The sequence below is a fragment of the Streptomyces sp. NBC_00536 genome, from assembly GCF_036346295.1.
GTDB lineage: Bacteria > Actinomycetota > Actinomycetes > Streptomycetales > Streptomycetaceae > Streptomyces.
Window position 1 is genome coordinate 7,996,334 of the sequence record NZ_CP107819.1, and the last position, 19,352, is coordinate 8,015,685.

At 73.4% G+C, this 19,352-nt stretch carries 18 protein-coding genes; 9 read left to right on the forward strand and 9 right to left on the reverse strand.

Annotated features, from left to right (window positions below):
- Positions 1-50 precede the first annotated feature (50 nt).
- The 4 genes from OHS33_RS34280 to OHS33_RS34295 all read left to right on the forward strand — a co-directional run bounded on the left by OHS33_RS34280 (position 51) and on the right by OHS33_RS34295 (position 3,932).
- Entirely contained in the window at positions 51-503 is a 453-nt protein-coding gene (locus OHS33_RS34280; protein ID WP_330334315.1) for a hypothetical protein, read from the forward strand.
- Complete coding sequence (locus OHS33_RS34285; RefSeq protein WP_330334316.1) at positions 500-2,368, forward strand: GMC family oxidoreductase; 1,869 nt, start codon at positions 500-502, stop codon at positions 2,366-2,368. The genes OHS33_RS34280 and OHS33_RS34285 overlap by 4 nt, the downstream gene beginning before the upstream one ends.
- Positions 2,365-3,180 (forward strand): hypothetical protein, encoded by an 816-nt coding sequence (locus OHS33_RS34290; protein ID WP_330334317.1) that lies wholly within the window; start codon positions 2,365-2,367, stop codon positions 3,178-3,180. Before OHS33_RS34285 ends, OHS33_RS34290 begins: the two co-directional genes overlap by 4 nt.
- Before the next feature lie 158 nt (positions 3,181-3,338).
- Complete coding sequence (locus tag OHS33_RS34295; protein ID WP_330334318.1) at positions 3,339-3,932, forward strand: DUF2867 domain-containing protein; 594 nt, start codon at positions 3,339-3,341, stop codon at positions 3,930-3,932.
- Between the two features lie 33 nt (positions 3,933-3,965).
- Here OHS33_RS34295 and OHS33_RS34300 read toward each other — a convergent pair whose 3' ends face one another.
- From OHS33_RS34300 to OHS33_RS34320, 5 genes are all read right to left on the reverse strand, one after another.
- Entirely contained in the window at positions 3,966-4,934 is a 969-nt protein-coding gene (locus tag OHS33_RS34300) for a GNAT family N-acetyltransferase (RefSeq protein ID WP_330334319.1), read from the reverse strand.
- A 75-nt stretch (positions 4,935-5,009) separates the two neighbouring features.
- Positions 5,010-5,585 (reverse strand): GNAT family N-acetyltransferase, encoded by a 576-nt coding sequence (locus tag OHS33_RS34305; RefSeq protein WP_330334320.1) that lies wholly within the window; start codon positions 5,583-5,585, stop codon positions 5,010-5,012.
- Positions 5,586-5,670: 85 nt separating this feature from the next.
- Positions 5,671-6,078 (reverse strand): SgcJ/EcaC family oxidoreductase, encoded by a 408-nt coding sequence (locus tag OHS33_RS34310; RefSeq protein ID WP_330334321.1) that lies wholly within the window; start codon positions 6,076-6,078, stop codon positions 5,671-5,673.
- A gap of 47 nt (positions 6,079-6,125) precedes the next feature.
- On the reverse strand, positions 6,126-7,046 hold the full coding sequence (locus OHS33_RS34315; RefSeq protein WP_330334322.1) for an RNA polymerase sigma-70 factor: 921 nt from the start codon (positions 7,044-7,046) through the stop codon (positions 6,126-6,128).
- A gap of 86 nt (positions 7,047-7,132) precedes the next feature.
- Complete coding sequence (locus OHS33_RS34320; RefSeq protein ID WP_330334323.1) at positions 7,133-7,774, reverse strand: nucleotidyltransferase domain-containing protein; 642 nt, start codon at positions 7,772-7,774, stop codon at positions 7,133-7,135.
- Between the two features lie 204 nt (positions 7,775-7,978).
- On the opposite strand from OHS33_RS34320, the gene OHS33_RS34325 reads away from it, so the two are divergent.
- Positions 7,979-9,064 carry an FAD-dependent oxidoreductase gene (locus tag OHS33_RS34325; RefSeq protein WP_330334324.1) on the forward strand — a complete coding sequence of 362 codons (1,086 nt, stop codon included), beginning with the start codon at positions 7,979-7,981 and terminating at the stop codon, positions 9,062-9,064.
- A 22-nt stretch (positions 9,065-9,086) separates the two neighbouring features.
- Here OHS33_RS34325 and OHS33_RS34330 read toward each other — a convergent pair whose 3' ends face one another.
- Complete coding sequence (locus tag OHS33_RS34330; RefSeq protein WP_330334325.1) at positions 9,087-9,278, reverse strand: hypothetical protein; 192 nt, start codon at positions 9,276-9,278, stop codon at positions 9,087-9,089.
- Positions 9,279-9,915: 637 nt separating this feature from the next.
- Here OHS33_RS34330 and OHS33_RS34335 point away from each other — a divergent pair.
- Complete coding sequence (locus OHS33_RS34335) at positions 9,916-11,232, forward strand: protein kinase domain-containing protein (protein WP_330334326.1); 1,317 nt, start codon at positions 9,916-9,918, stop codon at positions 11,230-11,232.
- Positions 11,233-11,279: 47 nt separating this feature from the next.
- On the opposite strand, the gene OHS33_RS34340 is transcribed toward OHS33_RS34335, so the two are convergent.
- Together OHS33_RS34340 and OHS33_RS34345 are read right to left on the reverse strand one after the other, a co-directional pair.
- Entirely contained in the window at positions 11,280-12,047 is a 768-nt protein-coding gene (locus OHS33_RS34340; protein ID WP_330334327.1) for a 2-phosphosulfolactate phosphatase, read from the reverse strand.
- Positions 12,048-12,139: 92 nt separating this feature from the next.
- A complete protein-coding gene (locus OHS33_RS34345; protein WP_330334328.1) occupies positions 12,140-12,982 on the reverse strand; it encodes an MOSC domain-containing protein in 843 nt (280 codons plus the stop codon).
- 186 nt (positions 12,983-13,168) lie between these two features.
- Here OHS33_RS34345 and OHS33_RS34350 point away from each other — a divergent pair, with 186 nt between their 5' ends.
- From OHS33_RS34350 to OHS33_RS34360, 3 genes are all read left to right on the forward strand, one after another.
- On the forward strand, positions 13,169-14,827 hold the full coding sequence (locus OHS33_RS34350; protein WP_330334329.1) for a serine/threonine-protein kinase: 1,659 nt from the start codon (positions 13,169-13,171) through the stop codon (positions 14,825-14,827).
- 124 nt (positions 14,828-14,951) lie between these two features.
- Positions 14,952-15,878, forward strand: a complete 927-nt coding sequence (locus OHS33_RS34355) for a hypothetical protein (protein ID WP_330334330.1) — start codon at positions 14,952-14,954, stop codon at positions 15,876-15,878.
- Between the two features lie 423 nt (positions 15,879-16,301).
- On the forward strand, positions 16,302-17,720 hold the full coding sequence (locus OHS33_RS34360; RefSeq protein ID WP_330334331.1) for a M1 family metallopeptidase: 1,419 nt from the start codon (positions 16,302-16,304) through the stop codon (positions 17,718-17,720).
- Between the two features lie 45 nt (positions 17,721-17,765).
- On the opposite strand, the gene OHS33_RS34365 is transcribed toward OHS33_RS34360, so the two are convergent.
- Complete coding sequence (locus OHS33_RS34365) at positions 17,766-19,319, reverse strand: CehA/McbA family metallohydrolase (protein ID WP_330334332.1); 1,554 nt, start codon at positions 19,317-19,319, stop codon at positions 17,766-17,768.
- Positions 19,320-19,352 lie beyond the last annotated feature (33 nt).

Sequence of the window (19,352 nt, forward strand, 5' to 3'; positions counted from 1 at the left end):
AGGGGCGAGGCGGTGCGTGACCCCGCGCCCGGCCACGTACGGAAGGGGACGTGGTGCAGGCAGCGGGGGCAGTACAGGACGACGGACGCGGGGCCGGACAGGCGACCGGCGCCTTGGACGGATTCATCGAACTTTCGGCCGGGCTGACCGGTTTCAGCGGTGACGAACTGTGCGGTCTCGGCGTGGCCGGTGAGTATCTGGCCATCGTGCGGCGGCAGTTGGGACCCGTCCGCTACGAACGCCTCCTGGCCGCTCCGGAGTCGCCCGAGCCGGGCCTCCAGGAAGCGGCCAGGGCGGTGATCCACCTCTGGTACACCGGCGGTTGGCCCGGGATCCCGGGGGAGAGCGGGCCGTTCGTCGCATCGGCGCGGGCGTATGCGGCCGGGCTGGTGTGGCGGGCCGTGGGCGGGCACGCTCCCGGGAGTTCCCCGGCGGGCCACGGAAGCTGGGCCGATGCCCCGGCCGACGCCGCCACCGCGGAGCGCGCGGGGGCGGGCCGGTGAGCGGCCCGTCGCGGTACGACGTGATCGTGGTCGGCGGCGGGATCGCCGGTTCCCTCGTCGCCCGGTACCTGGGTGACCGCGGGCGGCGGGTCCTGGTGCTGGAAGCAGGGGTCGCGCAGGCGGACCCCGGGCAGGCGCACCGGGACGCCCTGGGCCGGTACTTCACGGCGCCGGTGAAGGTGCCCAGCTCAACCCAGCTCCCGAACCGGGCCGCCCCCTGGCCCGAGGTCACCGACCTGAGGGGGCTCGACGGCGGCGGCTACCGCGCCGAGGGATACCTCGTCCAGAACGGTGAACTCCCGTACGCCAGTGGGTACTTGCGCGCGAACGGCGGCACCGGAACCATCTGGACCGGCCTGACCCCGCGGATGCTGCCCGAGGACTTCGACACCGAGGCGTTCGGCTACGGACGCAGGTGGCCCCTGAGCTACACGGAGCTGGAGCCCCACTACCGGGCCGCCGAACACGCGCTGGGCGTGGCCGCCGACGCCGGGGAGCAGCGCGCGCACGTCGGGCTGCCCTTTCCCGAGGGGTACGTCTTCCCGATGCGGGCCCTCGCGCTGAGCCGTCTGGACCGGGTGATGGCCGAGCGCCTCGACGGCCGGCGGGTCGTCGATCCCACCGCCGCGGAAGCGGTGGAGCTGCGGGTGGTCGGCACCCCGCACGCCCGCAACGGCGTGGCGCACCCCGGTTACGACGGCGGAGCGGGCTACGTGCCCATCGGCGCCCACGGGCGGCCCGACCCCGCCAGCCGGTGCGTGGGACACGCGATGTGCATCCCCCACTGCCCGGCGCAGGCCAAGTACACCCCGCTCAAAACGCAGGCGCAGTGGGCGGATTCGGTCACCCTGGTGGACCGGGCCGTGGTCAGCCGGGTGCTGACCGACGGGAACGGCCGCGCCACCGGTGTCACGTACCTCGCGTACCCGGCACCGGACGGGGGAGGGCCCGCGACCACGCACACGGCCGACGCCGATGTGGTGGTGCTGGCCGCGCACGCGATCGAGAACGCCAAGCTGCTCCTGATGTCCGGCCTGGCCAACCGCAGCGGCCAGGTCGGCCGCAACCTCATGGACCACCCCGTGCTGCTGACCTGGGGACTCATGCCCGAGCGGATCGGCCCGTACCGGGGGCCCGGCTCCACCTCGGGGATCGAGGGATTCCGCTCGGGTCCGGGCCGCCGCTCGCGCGCCCCCTTCCGCATCGAGATCGGCAACTGGGGCTGGGTGTGGGCCAAGGGGCCGGTCGACACCGACGTCGCCGAGCTGCTGAACGGCGCGGACGGGCGGGGACTGCGCGGGAGCGAGCTGCGCGCGGCCGTGGCCGACCGCGTCGGGCGCCAGTTCACCCTGCAGTTCGAGATGGAACAGAGCGCGGACCCGGCCAACCGGATCACCCTCGACCCGCGCGAGCGCGACGCACTCGGCCTGCCCCGGCCGGTGGTGACGTACGGCCTCGACGACCACGTCAAAGCGGGCATCGCCGCCGCCAAAGCGGTCTCCGACCAGGTCTTCACCCTGCTGGGAGCCGAGGACCACACCGAGTTCAACGCGCCCGCCTGGCCCGGCCGCTTCGAGCACGAGGGCCGGACCTACGGCTACCGGGGAGCCGGACACGGAGCCGGGACCCACATCATGGGCAGCTCACCCGACGACTCCGTCGTCGACCCCTGGCAGCGCTGCTGGGACCACCCCGGCCTGTACGCGGTGGGCTGCGGAAGCATGCCGTCGGTCGCCACCTCCAACCCCACCCTGACCATGGCCGCCCTCGCCCTGCGCAGCTGCGAGCGCATCGAAGCCGACCTGGCGGGCCGCGACCGGCCCGTCACCCTCACCGACCTACGAGCCCGTGGAGCCACCCTGTGAGCCCGCTGCCCCTGCCGCCCGTCGCCGCGCCCTACCAACTGCCCTTCCACTACGGGGCCCTGCACAACATCGGCCTGGACTACCTCGTCCATCCGGACCCGGTGAGAGAGGTGCTGGCCAAACACCATCCGGCCCTGACCGCCGCGGACTTCGCCGGATACGCGCTCGTCTCGCTCAACTACCAGCTGTACTTCGCCCAGTACCCGAACGGCGGGGGCATCACCCAGGAGATCGAAGTCAACATCGTCGCCCACCCGGCGGCGGCCGCGGACCGGGTGCCGCGGGTCAGCTACGCGCAGTACGCCCAGGGCCACGACCAGACCAAGCTCCTCGGCATCGGCCGCGTCCACGTCCTGTGCGACAACCCCCTGGCCATCGAGGCCGGACGCCTCCTGTACGCGGAGCCGAAGTACCCCGGCACGTTCAGCGCGGAGATGCCCTCGCTCAACGGCCCCGCCGGCGACGCCTGGAACATCCACTGCCACGCGGCCGACGCCACCCCGCTGTTCTCCCTCGCCGCGGACCTGAACGGCCTGCGCCCGGTCACTGCCAACAACACCCCCATCACCGGCTACGGAACCGAACCCGACGGGCGGACCCTGGCCGGCCCGATGAACGTGTACCAGCCCTACCACTGGTACGACCTGACCGCGCCCGAGGCGGCCGGACGCGCACGCCTGACCGTCCACGACCCGTCCGGCGCCGTCGGCCAGGACCTCACCCACCTCATCCACGCCACCGCACCCGCGGGCGCGTGGACCTTCCAGTCACCCCCGGTCGCCGCCCACAACCGCCCGTACTACCTGGCCTGATCCGCCCGGACCCGCCCCGGGCGGGCTGCCGCAGCAGCCATTGCCCGGTCAGCCGCATCACCTCGGCGCGGCTGCGGTGGCCGGGCCCGGTCGCGGATCGCTAGCCTCCATCCATACGCCATCGTATGGATGGGCGTCCTACGGACGAGGGCACCTTCATGAGAATCCCCAGAACCGCGCACACCACCCGCCCCTGGCGCATCCACGAGATCGCGGCCGACTTCCGGGTCGAGGACGTGTGGGCGCTCCCGACGCCGGGCGGCCCCGACGACCTCGCGCTGCTGGTGCACCAGTTCACGAGCGGCAGCGCCACGAACACCTCCTCTCCCGTGGCGCGCGCACTCTTCGCGCTCCGCGGGAAGGTCGGGGAACTCCTCGGCTGGGACGAGCCCGATGCCCGGCCCGGCACTCGGGCACGGACACTGCGGGACCGGCTCCCGGCGGACCTCCTCGAAGGCCCCCGGGGGCCCGCCTTCGCCACGCTCCCGTTCACCTCGCTCTACCTCACGCACGACGAGTGGGCGGCGGAGCTGTCCAACCGGACCGTACAGGCGGTGCTCCACATCGGCTGGATCCCGGACGGAGCCGACCGCTACCACGGCCAGATGGCCGTCCTGGTGAAACCGAACGGGCTGCTCGGCACCGCCTACATGGCCGCCATCAAGCCGTTCCGGTACCTGGCCGTCTACCCGGCGATGCTCCGGGGCATCGGCCGCCAGTGGCAGAACGCCGCAGCCGCGCGCCGGGAGTAGCGCCGCTCCTCACGCGGTGACGACGCCGACCGGTCAGGCGGGCCCCTGCCCGGTGCCGGTCGCCGTCTTGATGAGCGGGGCGTCCCGGGAGAACTCCCGGAACCCGAGCCCGTAGTACAGCCCGCGCGCCGCGGGATGGCCCGGCGCGCCCAGGCAGGCGACCGTCATGTGGGTGGCCCCGGCCGCCCGTGCCCGGTGCATCCCGTGCAGCAGCATCGCCCGTCCCAGGCCGCGCCGCCGGTAGTCCGGATGCGTCCCGACCGGTTCGAACTCGGCGGTCCTGTTCGCTTCGTCGAGCCACATGATGGTCGAGGCCGCCATCGTCCCGTCCGGTGCCTCCACCAGCACGTGCAGGTCGCCGCGGTACGGGGCCGACCGCCGGACACCCTCGTAGCCCTCGGCCGTGTAAGCCGAGGGGCCCCAGGCGCTCAGATGGGCCTGGACCACGGCTTCCGGCCCGGCCTCGCCGGCCGTGCGGAAGCGGAATCCGTCCGGCAGTACCGGCGCTTCGAGATCGGTCAGGGCGCGCCCGTTGAGCTGGGTCCAGGACCCGGCGTCGCCGAGCGCCTCCGTGTCGGTCTCGTAGCCGTGGGCCGCCCACCGCTCCAGGGCGAACCCGTCGGCGGCGCCCGGCAGGACCGTACGGTCGAGGCCCGCCGCCGTGGCGTCGTACCAGTCGATCACCTCGTCGACCAGCCCGGCGTGGTCGGGATGGACCTGGAGGGCGAGGTAGGCGCCGGTGATGTCCTTCGCCGACCCGTCGCTGCGCCGGACCCGGCGCGGAAGGCTGGCCCAGCCCCACGCGGCCAGGTCGTCGCCGGAGAACCACAGCCGCCGCCGCCAGCTCGCGCCGTCGGCGGCGTGTCCCCGGCCCCAGTTCCAGGCCAGCTCGCCGTACGACGCGTCGCTGTTCACCAGGTGCGGGTGGGTGGCGGTGACGCGCTGCGCCAGACCCTGCATGAGCCGCACATCGGCGGCGTTCAGAAGCTCGGAGTTGGTCACGGTGCTCCACTGTGGCAGGACCGTGCGGAGCCGTCGAGCCGTTTTCCCGGGGCGGCGGTGGGCCCGCGTCCGGTGTCATCCCGCGCGGCGGAGGTCCAGCATGCAGAACACCTTGTCGTAGCGGCGTGCGCCGACGGCGACGAAGTCCGGCAGACGGCCGTATTCGCTGAAGCCCAGCGACCGGTAGAGGTGCAGCGCGCTGTCGTTGTCGCCCCGGGCGTCCAGGGTGAGGACCTCGATTCCCGCCCGCCGCGCGTCCTCGATCAGGGCCGTGGTCAGCGCCCTGCCGACGCCGTGGCCGTGGGCGGCGGCGTCCACCGCGAGCTTCTCCAGGTCGGCGTGCGGACGGTGGGTCGGCCGCGCGTAGCGCTGCCAGTACCCCAGCCCGACCAGTCGCCGGTCGACGTACGCGGCACGCAGGCCCGCGTCACCGGCGCGCACCGCGGAGACCACGTGCCCCAGGAGTTCCGCCACTTCATCGGGCGAGGGCGGCTCGGTCCAGCCGAGCGCCGCACCCGCGCGGACCAGATCGGCGAGGATCCGGTGGGCCGACGCCGCGAAGCGGGCCTCAAGGTCCGGATCGGACGTCAGCTCCGTCGCGTCGAGGATGACGGGCCCGAGGGCACCGCTGCTGGTCATGGCCGTGTTCATGGCGACGAGCCTAACGTCGGGGGACAGGGCTTGCGGCCCGGGCACCGGGACGCGGTCCGCCGGACGCTCCGCATCCTCAGGACCCTCAGGGCCCGGCGACGACCCCCGTGTTCTGGCAGGCCGTCAGCAGCCAGCGGCCGTCCGCCTGTTGGGAGACCACGTACAGCGGTGCGCCCTCGCTTTCCTCGCCCGGGGCCAGGTAGCGCTGACGGACCTTGACCGCGGCGACATCGGGGCGGATGAAGAGGACGTGGGCCACCTCGTAGGTGACCTTGCCGTCCCAGCTCGCCGCGGGGAGGACCGCGCGGGTGAACTCCGAGATCGCGTCGAGACCGATGAGGACCTTGCCGTGGGCCGTCGTCCAGATCGCCTCCGGGTGAAAGAGCGCCAGGAACTCCTCGGGGTCCTTGTGCTGCTGGGAGTGCTCGACGGTGGCGACGAGCCGGCGGATCGCCTCGATGTCGGCTGCGCGGGACGTTGATTCGGTGACCATGCGGATCAACATCCCACCTCAAGCACGGTTGAGGTCAAGCATGTTGGTCAGCGGAGGGTGAGCGAGATCTCGGATGCGACGCCCGACAGCTTCTCCGGGTTGCGGACGAAGTAGAGCCCCGAGATGCGGGCGCCCTCGACGCACAGCGCGATGACGCCGTCCAGCTCGCCGTCCAGGTGTACGGCCAGGGCCGGGGTGCCGTTGACCGTGGTGGGCGTGAACGCGAACGCGGCACGGATCCTGGCGGCCTTGCCGGTCATGCCGGTGAAGAGGCGCGCCACCTTGTCGGCTCCGATGACCGGACGCGGCGCGGCGTGCTTGATGCCGCCGCCGTCGCCCATGTAGACGACATCGGGGGCGAGTACGTCGAGGAGCCCCTGGAGGTCACCGGTTTCGAACGCGCGCTGGAACGACTCCAGGGCCACCCGGCTCTCGCCGGCCGAAACCGCCTGGCGGGGGCGGCGGGCGTCGACGTGCCGACGGGCGCGGTGGGCGATCTGGCGGACGGCCGCCGGGCTCTTGTCGACGGCAGCCGCGATTTCGTCGTAGCCGACGTCGAAGACCTCGCGCAGGACGAAGACGGCGCGTTCGGTGGGCGACAGCGTCTCCAGGACGAGCATCATGGCCATCGACACGCTCTCGGCGAGTTCGACGTCCAGGGCCACGTCCGGCGCGGTGAGCAGCGGCTCGGGCAGCCAGGGGCCGACGTACGCCTCCTTGCGACGGCTCATGGTGCGCAGCCGGTTGAGTGACTGGCGGGTCGTGATGCGGACCAAATAGGCGCGCTGGTCGCTCACTTGCTCCTGGTCGACCTTGACCCAGCGCAACCAGGTCTCCTGGAGGACGTCCTCGGCGTCGGCCGCCGATCCGAGCATCTCGTAGGCGACGGTGAAGAGCAGGTTGCGGTGGGTGACGAAGGTCTCCGTCGCCGTGTCAGTGGTGTGTTCGCCAGCGGTGTGTTCGCTCATGTCCCGAACCCTTTCCTTCTCTTCGTTCACGCGGTTCGGACACAAGACACCGCCGGACCGGGTCTTGTGACAGCGTGTGAGGCGGATCACTCACCCGGCCGGAGGGCCGTCAGCCAGGAGTGCTCCGGGTGGACCCTGGTGAGGTAGGTGGCCAGGGTCCGCCGCGAGGCCGCGTCCATCAGGGGGAGCGCGGCGGCGAAATCCTGCTGGTCCTTGGGGCGGACGGCCTTGGCCTTGAAGAGCAGGGCCAGTTCGGGGGCGAGGTAGGGGATGCCGTCCGGGGTGCGGCGGATGACCTCGGTGTACGGCAGGCGGATCGACGGGTCGCGTCGGCAGATCCAGGTCGGGCCGTCGTGCGGCTCACGGAACACGTCCACGAGGTAGTTGCCGGTGGCCGGGTCGCGCAGCCAGGTCTGGTGGGCCAGATCCGAGACCTCCGGCGTGAGTTCCCAGACGTGGTCGGATGCCACGACGTCGAAGGTGAACTCGGGGAACCGGGACCGGATCTCGGGAAACCGGGCGGCCGGGACGGCGATCTCCAGGTCGCTGTGCTCGCGGGTGTGCTCGCCCACGAACAGGTCGATGGCCCAGCCCCCGGCGACGTACCAAGGGGTCGAAAGTCCGTTCAGCCGGGTTGCCACTTCGGTGGGCGTCCAGGCGGCCGCCCACCTGGCCTCTGCCTCGGCCGCGGTGATCGGTATGCCGTTCGGGGGCAGTTCGCGGGTCATCCGGCCAGATTATCGGGCGGCGGGCGGCGGGCGGCGGGCGGCGGGCGGCGACGCCGAGGGGCGTGGTGTCGGTCATCTGTCGGTGGGTGTCGGTGCGGGACGGGGGCTGTCGGCCGGGTGTCAGTCGGCCGTCGGAGGGGCCTGACACCTTTCGAGGAACGGCCGACCGGAGCCCCCGGGCGGCCCGTACCCGAAGGAGCCACCATGCGCACACCCGTCACGATCATCGGCGCGGGACTCGGCGGACTCACGCTCGCCCGTGTCCTCCACGTCCACGGAATCCCGGTCACCGTCCACGAGGCCGAGCCCTCCCCGACGGCCCGTACGCAGGGCGGGCTGCTCGACATCCACGACTACAACGGACAGCTCGCGCTCGAAGCGGCCGGACTGATGGAGGAGTTCCACGCCATCGTCCTGGAGGGCCGCCAGGCGACGCGGGTCCTCGACCGGGACGGCACCGTCCTGCTCGACAAAGCCGACGACGGTACGGGCGGCCGCCCCGAGGTGCAGCGCGGCGAGCTGCGGCAGATCCTGCTCGACTCGCTCCCGGCCGGTACCGTCCGGTGGGGGCAGAAGGTCAGCGGCGCCCGCACCCTCGGCGAGGCCCGCCACGAGGTGACGTTCGCCGACGGCAGCACCGTCGTCACCGGCCTGCTGGTCGGCGCGGACGGCGCGTGGTCGCGGATCCGGCCGCTGCTCTCCGCCGCCACACCCGAGTACGACGGCACGTCCTCCTTCGAGACCTACCTGTTCGACGCCGACACCCGGCACCCGGCCGCCGCGAAAGCGGTCGGCGGGGGGATGCTGATCGCGCACACACCGGGCCGGACGATCTTCGCGCACCGGGAGCGCGGCGACACCCTGCACGCCTACATAGCGGTGTCCGAGCCGCTGGACTGGTTCGCGGGCACCGACTTCACCGATGCCCCCGCGGCCATCGCGCGGATCGCGGGGGAGTACGAGGGCTGGGCGCCGGAACTCACCGCGCTGATCACCGACGGCGACACCCCGCCGGTCCTGCGCCCCTACTACACCCTGCCCGCCGGGCACCGGTGGGACCACGTGCCCGGGGTGACCCTGCTCGGTGACGCGGCCCACCTCACGCCCCCGACCGGCGAGGGCGCCAACCTCGCCATGCTCGACGGAGCCGAACTCGGCAAGGCCCTCGCCGCACACCCCGACGACATCGAGGCCGCCCTCACCACGTACGAGGAGGCGATGTTCGCCCGCAGCACCGAAGCCGCCACCTTCGAGGGCATGGATTTCACCGAGCTGCTCACGGGCGCGTGACCGCCGGACTGCGCCCCCCGGACTACGCCTCCCGCGCCCGGGAGGTGAGGCTCAGCGTCCGCTCCGCGGAGCCGTGGCTCGTCCGGAGGTAGAAGGCGGTGGTGCGGCGCATGTCGCGCACCGTGAACTCGCTGCGCACCGTGACGTCGTACTGCACGTCCTCGTACAGCAGGTGCAGGGTGGTGCCGGGGGAGGCCTCCCAGCGCAGTTCCACCGACTTGCCATTGAGGACCTCGTCTCGCGGGTTGCGTGGAGGTCGCGGAGGTAGAAGGAGGCGGGGAACCTCCCGACCTCGACGATGGTGCGGTCGATCTCCCCGCTCTCGCCGAAGGCGGTGGCGGTGGCGGTGACATGGAAGCTGCCGATGGCCCGGTTGACCGGGATCCGGTTCAGGCCGATCACGATGCCGGTCCCGGCATCGACCGGTTCGCCCCGTCGCGGTCGAGGGACGCCTCGACGTTGTCCAGTGAGGTCGCCAGGTGGGGGAGTCGGCTCCCGCCAGCACCTTGACGGCCAGCCGGGTGAGGTGACCTTCGCGTCGCCCTCGACGGCGGCGACGAGGGTCAGGCGGACGTACGCGGGGTCCCCGGTGCTCGGCAAGCCCCGCACCGGGTCCGGGTCGCTGAGCAGCTGGAAGGAGACGCCGGTCCCGGCCGCGCGGGGCGTGGCGGCGGGCGCGTGCTGCCGCAGACCCCTTCGTCGTGCCCTACTCGGCCATGGCATGCAAAAGCCCGAGGTCAACGCCGCGGAACCAGCTGCCCGCGGGTGCGGGACGCGGGTGTGGGACGAGGGCGACCGCGCGGGGTCGCACGGTTGGCGTAGCCTGCCCTCCGACCAGGTGGGGGAAGCGGATGCAGTCAGGAATCGGGCCGGGCCAGTCCCTGGCCCAGGGGCGGTACGTGATCGAGGAGTTGATCGGCGAGGGCGGTATGGCGGCCGTCCACCGCGCACGCGACACCGCACTGGAGCGCTCCGTCGCCGTGAAGACGATGAACGCGTCCGTCGCCGCCGACGCGGGCAGCCGCGAACGCTTCCGGCGCGAGGCGAAGGCCGTCGCGGCCATCAGCCACGCGGGGGTGGTCGCGGTCCACGACGTCGGCGAGGAGGAACTGCCCTCGGGCCGGGTCCCGTACATCGTGATGGAGTACGTCGAGGGGCGCACCCTCGGGCACTGGGTGCCGGCCCGGCCCGGTGGCCTGCCGCTGCCGGACGCCCTGGGACTCGTCTCCGAGGTCCTCGCCGCGCTGGCCGCCAGTCACGCCCGCGGGATGGTGCACCGTGACATCAAACCGGCCAACGTGATGGTGGGGCACGACGGTTCGGTCAAGGTCATGGACCTCGGCATCGCCCGCGCCCTCGACCAGCAGGCCACGGCGCTCACCGGCACCGGATACACCGTCGGTACTCCGCACTACATGTCACCGGAGCAGTTCGAGCCCGGCCGGCCCGTCGACGGCCGCTCCGACCTGTACGCCGTCGGCGTCGTCCTCTTCCAACTGCTCACCGGTGCGCTGCCCTTCGACGCGGAGTCGGGCTTCCGGATCGGCTACCAGCACGTGACCGTGCGGCCGCCCTCCCTCGCCGCATCGGGCGCGCACCAGCCGCCCGAGGTGGAGGCGCTGGTCGCGCGAGCCCTGGCGAAGGACCCGGACGCCCGGTTCCCCGACGCGGAGGCGATGCGGGCCGAGGTCGAGCGGATCCGCGTACGGGCGGTCACCGGCTCCGGCGGTTCCGGCCGCGCCGAGCCCGCCCACGAGCCCGCCCACGTACGCACCCGGGTGGACCGCGCGGCCGCCGCCGGCCTCGCCCTGCACGGGGCTCCCACCGGCAGCGCGCCACCGCCCGCCCCGGTGGCGCCGGGAGCCCTGGAATCCCTGCGCGGGCTGCGCGGACGGCCCGGGCTGCGCGCCGGTGGGTACGCCGCCACCGTCATCGCCGCCGGGATCCTCGCCGTACTCGCCCTGTACCAGGACGCGTCGACGCTCCAACGCTGGATCAGCCTCGGCGCCTGCGCCCTCGGCTGCCGCCTGGTCGCCAAGGCGGGCACCCCCTGGACCGGCGCACGCCGTGATCCCGCCGCCCGCCTCACCGCGGCCGCGGCCTTCACGGGACTCCTGACCAGCGCCTCCCTGGGCCTGGCGGTGCTGATGAAACTGGTGATGGGTTAGGGGGCCGCGGGCCCGCCCGCTGCGGAGCGTGGCGCCTGAACCGGCGATCAGGCAGAGACCCCGTCGACCCCGTCGACCCCGTTGGTCGGCGCGGGCGCGGGCGCGGGTGCGGCGTACGGGCGGAGGACCATCAGCGCGTCTTCCACGGCCGCCACCATGGCGAAGGAGAACCGGTCGAGTTCGAGGCAGAGTGCGATGTCATCGGGATGGACTCCCTGGCGCACACCTTCCGCCAGCTCGGCGGCGGCACGCGACGCGCCCGCCCGGCGGAGGAACTCGGCCGCGTCCGTCCCCGCGTCCGTCCCGGCGTCGTTCCCCGTCCCTGCCCCCTTCCCGGTGGCACGCCGGGCGATGTATTGCGCGCACGCCAGATCTTCTTCGGCCTGCCCGTCCTCGCCCGTGACCACGAAGGTGACGCTCTCGCTCTTGTGCGCCCGCAGGATCCGGGCCGTGGCCTCCGCCACCACGAAGCCGGCGCACAGCACCAGCGACGCCTCCTTGACCGCGAGGGCGCCGACGGTCCCCGCCGTGGTCTTCTGTACGACGGTCCGTCCGCCGAGGTCGGTGGACCGCAGCATGCCGGGCGAATTGACCAGGTCGAAGCCGGGCGCGGGCGGACCGTCCTTGAGCGCCACCCAGTCCGGGTGGCTGGCCTTGAGCGCCAGGGCTTCGTCCAGCGACCCGGCGAGGACTATCTTCTCCGCCCCCTGGGCAAAGGCCCAGGCGGCCACGGTGAAAGCGCGCATGACGTCGACCACGACCGCCACGGGCGGGGTTTCGACCAGTTCGGCGATGCCGAGGAATTGGGCGTCCATCCGGTCATGATCGCGCAGGCCCGCCCCGGAGCGTCCGGGCGGTGAGGCGCATCACACGGATGATCCCGGATGCGCCATCACGGCACGTCACGTCACGTCGCCACCGTCACCGCGTCCCCGATCCGGATCGTGCCGGGCTCCAGTACGTCCAGGTACAGGCCCAGGCAGGAGAGCGGCCCGAGGGTGAGGACCGGCACGCGGTGCTCGCGGGCCACCGTGCGCATGATGTCCGGGTCGGCGGGGAGTTCGTCGTGGCCCAGGGACGGGACCACGCAGCGGGGCGTGGGCACGGTGACCCGGAACAGGGCCGTGCCGATCCGCAGCGCCGCCCCGGCCCAGGCGTCCTCGGGAAACCCGGACTCGCCCGGGAGGTCCACCACCAGGTTCGGCCGGAAGCGGCGGGGGTCGAAGTCCCCGGCGGGGTGGGCCTGCCGGAGCCGCCGCAGGCTCGCCGTGGTGACGAGGTGGACCCTGCCGAAGTCGAAGAAGGTGCCGGAGGCGACCCGCCCCGAGGTGATGCTCTCTCCCGTCCCGTCCACGACGGCCCGGTCGCGCATGACGTCCGGGACGCCGCCCTCGAATGCGGGAACCGCCCGTTCCAAGGTCCCGCCGTGGGCGGGTGGTTCGTCCGATACGCGCACCTGGCGGCCCAGCAGGCCGGACAGCCGGAGGTCCAGTTCCGGGGCCCCGGCCGACAGGGTCGTACCGTCGGGCAGCTCGACCCGGGCCGCTCCGGGTCCGGTCAGCCGGCTCCGGCAGCGCAGCAGCGTTCCCCACTTGCGGGGGTGCTTGGCGCTGCCGACGCCACCCGCCCCGTCGAGCACGGCGAAGGCCCGGTCTCCGGCCAGCCCCTCCGCCGTGACCCGTACGCTCGTCAGCGCCTCGCCGAGCATGGATTTCACCGGGTACCGGTGCAACGCCGCCACTGTTCCCATGGACGGATTATGCGATCTTGTTCCGTCGGCGATCCAGCCCCCTCCCTCAGCTGCCTCAGCTCCCTCGGCTTCCTCGCCTCTCTCAGCGGCGTCACACATTGACATACATTGACTGAAACTTCAGTTAGCGGCACGATGCGCGCAGGTCATCGCATCGCCGCATCGCATCGTTGAAAGAGCCACCGCATGTACGAGCAGCTCCCCGGCGTACAGCCCGCCCCCGCGGCGCTGTCCGTCGACGACCCCTACGAGATCGGCGGCTACCGCCTCCACGCCCGTCTCGGCTCCGGTGGCATGGGAGTGGTCTACCTGGCCTACACGCCCGGGGGCCGCCCCGTCGCGCTGAAGGCCGTCCGCAGGGAGTTCGCCGCGGACCCCGAGTTCCGCGAACGGTTCGCCCAGGAGGTGGCCAGCGCGCGCCGGATCCACGGCCTGTTCACCGCGCAGGTGGTCGACTCCGGGGCCGACGACCCCACGCCGTGGCTCGCCACCGCCTACGTACCCGGCCCGTCGCTGCACGAGGTGGTGCGACGGTACGGCCCCCTGCCGGTGCGCACGGTCCTGCTGCTCGTCGCGGGCATCGCCGAGGCGCTCCAGGAGATCCACCGGGTGGGCGTCGTCCACCGCGACCTCAAACCCGCCAACGTGCTGATCGCGGGGGACGGCCCCCGGGTCATCGACTTCGGCATCGCGCGCGCGGCGGACGCCGCCGCCCTGACCGGCACGGGCCTGCGGATCGGCACCGCGGCCTTCATGGCGCCCGAGCAGGCTTTGGGGCTCCAAGTGACACCGGCCACCGACGTCTTCGCGCTCGGGACGCTGGCCGGGTACGTGGCGGGCGGGGCCCCGCCCTTCGGGAACGGACCCGAGTCCAGCGTGCTCTACCGGGTGGTCCACGAGCATGCCGACCTCAGCCACATACCCCGTGACCTCCACGAACTGGTCTCCTGGTGCCTGGCCAAGCGCGCCGGGGACCGGCCGTCGACCGGAGAGCTGATCGAGTACGTCCATGCGCACCCGGTGGTGGGCCCGCGGCCGGAGTTCACCGAAGGCTGGCTGCCCCGGCCGGTCGGCGACGAGGTCGGGGGCCGGGAAGACGGCGGCGGGCCCGCCCCGGCCCCGGCGCACCTCCAGGAGACCCGGTCGGCCACCGCGCCCGCGCGCCCGGCGGTCATCGCCCCGGCCGCTCCCACCCCGCCCGGCGCCGCTGCCCCTGCCCCTGCTCCCGCTGTCCGCGCGCCCGGCCCGGCGCGGGGACGACTGCCCATCGTGGCCCTGGCGGTGGCCGGCACGCTGTTGGCCTGCGCCGGAGCCGCGTACTACCTGGACGATCCCGGGGGGAGCGAAGGGGGCGCGACCGGGGGCACGCATGACGGCCCGAACGACGGCGCGAACGGCGGAGCCGACCAGGCCGCGAGCCCCCCGGCCCGGCCCCGGACGACCCCGTCCCCGTCCCCGTCCGCATCCCCGGCCCCCGGCTACCTGCCGGGTTACGCGCGGGTCCGGCTCACCGCCCCCGACCCGGGCTACGAATTCGACCTCAAGGCCGGGAAGGTGGTGGCCACGGAAACGGCCACCTGGTACCTGGCCCGCGATGGGCAGGCGTTCCTGCCGTCCGAGGAGTCGGACGCCTTCGTGCCCGACGCCGGGGAGCCGACGGCGGCCGACTGTGTGCGCGGCATCGAAACGCGACCGGCCGCCGCCCTGCCGTTCAGCGCGCTCACCAAGGCGCGGCCGTTCTGCGTGCGCAGCCCGGACCGGGGCGAGATCGCGATCGTCCGGCTCGTCGAAGCCGCGGCCGGGGGCTCCGTCACGATCGTCGTGGACCAGTACCGCCGCGCCTGAGATCCCCGGGTTCCCGAGATCCCCGGGGTGGTGGCAGGTGCGGCCGGCCGCGCGGGCATCTTGTGGCCGGGCCGCCGCCGCGCACAGACTGGTGTCGCGAAGTCCCGGGATTCCAGGGGGTGTTGTGCCGGTCTTCGAGGTGCTGCTCCTGCTGGTCTCGATCGGGGCCGTCGTCCACGCCGATCTACGGATCCGTCGGGCCCTGGAGGAGCTGACCCGCCCCGAGCGGACGGCCCGGGCGCAGGATCCGTACGTCCCCGGGCTCCACGCCCTGGCGCGGCTCGCGGGTCACCTGGACGAGACGGTCCTCGCGGTGATGCACGGGGAGGGCCGACTGGTGGCCTTCCGCTCCGGAGTGGTCACCCTCACGGACGTCACGCCACGGGACCCCGTCGAGGACCCGGTCATCCAGGCGGTCCGGGGTGTCCACGGGGACGGCCGTAGCGCGGACCTGCGGCGGCTGCTCCTGGAGGCCGGGGACGGCCCCGCCGCCGGTGAGATCGACGGGGACTTGGCGCGCCGCGGGCTGACGCGGGAGTGGAGCGCGCACTACGAGGCACGCCGCGCCTTCGATCCCGCGCCGAAGACGGCGGCCTTCGTGGCGGCCGCCGCCGGGGCGTCCCTCTGGTGGACGCTGGCCCACGGCCGGGGCTTCGCCCTTCCACTGGCGGCCTTCCTCCCCGTGCTGACCTGGGCCGTCGTCGTCGCCCGCCGCCGTCGGCGGCCGCGCCGGCGCGGGACGACGGATCTCGGCGATGAGGTGCTGGCCCGGGCCGCCGAAGCCCTCGGTGACCCGCCATCGGCGCCGTACGCCGTGGCGCTCGGTGGCCTGGTCGCCCTGCCCCCGGACCACGACCTCCGGCTCGCCCACGAGGGATCGGAAGCACTGGCCGAGGCCGCCTGGGAACGGCGGCGGCAGGAGGACAAGAAACGGGAGGCCGAGCGCCGCGCCCGTGAACGGGCCCCCGGGCACGGCCCCGACAGCATGGGCGGCATCGGGATCGGCGGCCTGGGCTGCGGCGGCTGCGCGGGGTGCGGCGGCGGGCTCTGACCCCACGGCCCCCGTGCGCGGTGGCTGTGCCCGAGCGTCTTCGACCGGGTCGTCGGCCCGACGTGGACGTACTGACCGGTCTTCGAGATCACCTTGCCCCCGGACCGGCCGTCGGCGCCGCCGAACGGGTCGCGGCCGCCTGCGTCGCGGCGGGCAGGACCATGGCGAGGGACGGGCTCAGGGACAGACTCAGGGACAGGCCGAGCGTGACTGCTCCGGCGGCGATGCGCGCGCCCGCGGTCGTACGGCCGGTCGGCCGGCCGGCCGAACCCGGACCACTCCCCGGCCGGCGCCCACCGTGCCGATGGGGTAGCGGGCCGACGGACGGGGACCCGGGGACCCGGGGACCCGGGCATCCGGGCATCCGTGGCAGTGGTCTGGAACGGACCCGTCCGGGCGTACGGACGTTCTAGCGTGCCTGCCATGACCTCGCTCAGGTATTGGCGTGCCCTGTTGCCCGCCCTCGCCGCCGTGCTGGTGCTCGTTCCCCAGTCGGCCGCGGCGCAGGCCCCCACGAACTCCACGGACTCCACGGACTCCGCGACCCCCGCGCGCGCCGCGTCGGCGGCGACACCGGACCGCCCCTCGTACGACGTGGCGCTCCGCGCCGACGACGACGGTTCGCACTGGACCGGCCGCCAGACGGTCTCCTTCCGCAACGCCGCCCGCACCCCGCTGCGTTCGGTCGACGTACGGCTGTGGGGCAACGGCACCGACGGCTGCGGAACCCCGGACAAGCCGTCCCCGGTCCGGGTGGGCGGCATCACCGGTGGCACCCCGCAGCCTCTCACCGTCGGCTGCACCGCGCTGCGGATCGACCTCCCCGCGCCGCTGCCGTACGGGGCGCGTACGAGCGTCTCCTTCGACGTCGACATCACCGTCCCGGACCGGATCCACCGCTTCGGCAGGGACGGCGCCCACCGCTACCTCGGCAACGCGCTGCCCCTGCTGTCCGTACGGGACGCGCAGGGCCCGCACCTCGACCCGGACGTCGGCTTCGGCGAGAGCTTCGACACCCTCGCCGGTGACTTCCGCGTCGTCCTCGACCACCCCAGCGCGCTCGTCGTTCCCGCGACGGGCACCACCACCCGCCGCGCGGGCGCACCCGGCCGCACGCTCACCACCAGCGTCGCGCGCGGGGTCCGGGACTTCGCGTGGGCGGCGGGCCCCTTCCTGTCGAGGACGGTGACCTCGCCCGGCGGGATCCGGCTGAACGCGTACTGGACCGCCACCACGCCCCCCGAGGGCGTCGCCACCGTCCTGAAGGACGCCGCCGGCTCGGTCGACGAGTTCGGGAAGCGGTTCGGGCGCTACCCGTACGGCGAACTCGACCTCGTCATGAGCGACGCCCTCGACGACTTCGGCAGCATGGAGTTCCCGGGCCTCGTCCTGCTGTGGACCGAATCCGACGGGTCGGCCGCCGCCCACGAGATCGCCCACCAGTGGTTCTACGGCATCGTCGGCAACGACCAGTTCGCGTCGCCCTGGCTGGACGAATCCTTCGCCCAGTACGCGAGCCAGCTGTACTTCCGGGAGCCCACCACCACCTGCTGGGACGACCAGGGCACGTGGCCCAGCGACACCGCCGCCGTCACCCGGCCCATGTCCTACTACGCGGACGGCCACCGCTCGGAATACGTCCGGGTCGTCTACGGGCGCGGCGCCTGCGCCCTGCACGACCTCGAACGCGTCATGGGCGGCCCGGCGATGGCGGACATGCTGCGCGGCTACGTACGGGACCACTGGCTGGGCGTCTCCACCACCGAGGACTTCAAGCGCGCGGCACAGGCGGCGACGACCAAGGACCTCGGCCCGTTCTGGACGGAACACAGGATCCGCTGACCCAGCCAGCCAGCCAGCCAGCCAGCCAGCCAGCCGGTCAATGGGTCAACCGGTCAGCCAGATCGGGTTGGTGAAGGCCGCCAGGGCTCCGGGCAGGGGCGGGAACTGGGGAGGGTGGCGCACCTCCGCGCGTACGTACGCGGCCCGGGCGGCGGTGGTGCGCCAGGTCAGCGCCGCGGCCGCCGGGGCGGTCAGGGCGAGGCCCTGGTCCGTGACCAGCCGCAGTTCACAGCCTTCGGCGCCGGTGGCCGACAGCCGGACGAGGACCTCCGTGTCCGGTCCGCCGGTCCGCAGCCGCTGACCGGTGCCCGCGTGGGCGCCGCGCGCGGTGACGGCGCTGAAGTCGACGGAGACGGCCGCGGATTCGGCGGCGTAGACCCGCCCGGCGCGCAGCCCCGCGAGGATCGCCGTACGCGACAGGTCGTCGGCCAGGACCACGGTCTGCGGGCCGCCCAGCCGGTCCGGGGCGCGGTGGTAGTCGCTGTGCGCCAGGGCCGGGAGCCAGCGGTCCCCTTCGCTCCCGCGCAGCGTGGCGTCCCAGGAGGCCAGGGAGACCTCGTCGTCGGGGGTCCAGGGTCCGTTCCACACCTCCACGGCATCGGCCTCGCCGAACCCGAACTTCCAGGCGCAGCCGATGCAGGTGGCGTGCGGATGGGCCGGTACGACGAGCCCGCCCGCCTGTCGTATGGCGTGCGCGAAGCGCCCGAAACGGCCGTCGCAGGCCCGGTAGCGCCAGTCGACGAAGGTGCCCGGATCGGTCCCGACGGCCAGGACGTGGCCGGTCCGGGTGGTGATCTCCTCACCGGTGAGCACGAGCAGACCGGCCGCGGCGGCGTCCGCCCAGGCGGTGTGTGAGCTGTGGGTGTTGTGCTCGGAGGTGTTGATGAAGTCGAGCCCGGCGGCCCGGGCGAGGCCGATGATCTCGGCCGGGGTGCTCCGCCCGTCGGAGTGCACGGAGTGCACGTGGCAGTCCCCCCGGTACCAGGCCCGGCCGCGGCCCGGCAGCCGCTCGGGCGGGTGGGCCGCGGCGGCGGGAGGGGCCGGTTCGCCCGTGACGAAGGTGGCGGTGATCTCGTACGCGAGCCCCTGCGGGGCCACGGTGTACGGACCGAGCGCGATGTACCAGCGTCCGGGCTCCAGGGGACCGGCCAGGTAGCCCGGGGTGGCGTCGTCACCGCGGAGGAAGAACTCGGAGCGCGCACCGCCGGACCACCCCCGGAACCCGCGGCCGCCGAGGGCGGTGCCGCGCTGGTCGAACAGCCCGATGTCCAGGGCGTTGCCGGGAGTGCCGGGTGGCGTCGCAGGCTTCTCGTAGCGGTAGGAGACGCGTAACTCACGTAAACCCGGAGGTACTTCCAGCGGGACGTAGACGAAGTCGGGGGCGCCCGCCGGGATCGTGCCGCGCAGGGTCGTCGTGACGGTCGTCGTGGTGGTCGTCCGGCGGGTGGTCGGCGCGGGGGCCGGAATCGCGTCGGAAGGAGCCGGAAGGAGAGGAGTGGCGGCGACGGTGGCCGCGCCGGTTGCCTGTGCCAGTGCCAGCAGTGCTCGTCGACTGAGGACCATGACGCCCAGGATGAGCGCCCCCTGTGAATCCGGCATGAACACCACCCCATGCTCAAGATGCCTGGGAAC

Excerpts from the sequence above, each read along its gene's own strand:
- OHS33_RS34295 (WP_330334318.1), top strand. The coding sequence starts at position 3,339 with ATGAGAATCCCCAGAACCGCGCACACCACCCGCCCCTGGCGCATCCAC.
- OHS33_RS34305 (WP_330334320.1), bottom strand. The coding sequence starts at position 5,585 with ATGAACACGGCCATGACCAGCAGCGGTGCCCTCGGGCCCGTCATCCTC.
- OHS33_RS34310 (WP_330334321.1), bottom strand. The coding sequence starts at position 6,078 with ATGGTCACCGAATCAACGTCCCGCGCAGCCGACATCGAGGCGATCCGC.
- OHS33_RS34315 (WP_330334322.1), bottom strand. The coding sequence starts at position 7,046 with ATGAGCGAACACACCGCTGGCGAACACACCACTGACACGGCGACGGAG.
- OHS33_RS34320 (WP_330334323.1), bottom strand. The coding sequence starts at position 7,774 with ATGACCCGCGAACTGCCCCCGAACGGCATACCGATCACCGCGGCCGAG.
- OHS33_RS34325 (WP_330334324.1), top strand. The coding sequence starts at position 7,979 with ATGCGCACACCCGTCACGATCATCGGCGCGGGACTCGGCGGACTCACG.
- OHS33_RS34335 (WP_330334326.1), top strand. The coding sequence starts at position 9,916 with ATGCAGTCAGGAATCGGGCCGGGCCAGTCCCTGGCCCAGGGGCGGTAC.
- OHS33_RS34340 (WP_330334327.1), bottom strand. The coding sequence starts at position 12,047 with ATGGACGCCCAATTCCTCGGCATCGCCGAACTGGTCGAAACCCCGCCC.
- OHS33_RS34345 (WP_330334328.1), bottom strand. The coding sequence starts at position 12,982 with ATGGGAACAGTGGCGGCGTTGCACCGGTACCCGGTGAAATCCATGCTC.
- OHS33_RS34350 (WP_330334329.1), top strand. The coding sequence starts at position 13,169 with ATGTACGAGCAGCTCCCCGGCGTACAGCCCGCCCCCGCGGCGCTGTCC.
- OHS33_RS34360 (WP_330334331.1), top strand. The coding sequence starts at position 16,302 with ATGACCTCGCTCAGGTATTGGCGTGCCCTGTTGCCCGCCCTCGCCGCC.
- OHS33_RS34365 (WP_330334332.1), bottom strand. The coding sequence starts at position 19,319 with ATGCCGGATTCACAGGGGGCGCTCATCCTGGGCGTCATGGTCCTCAGT.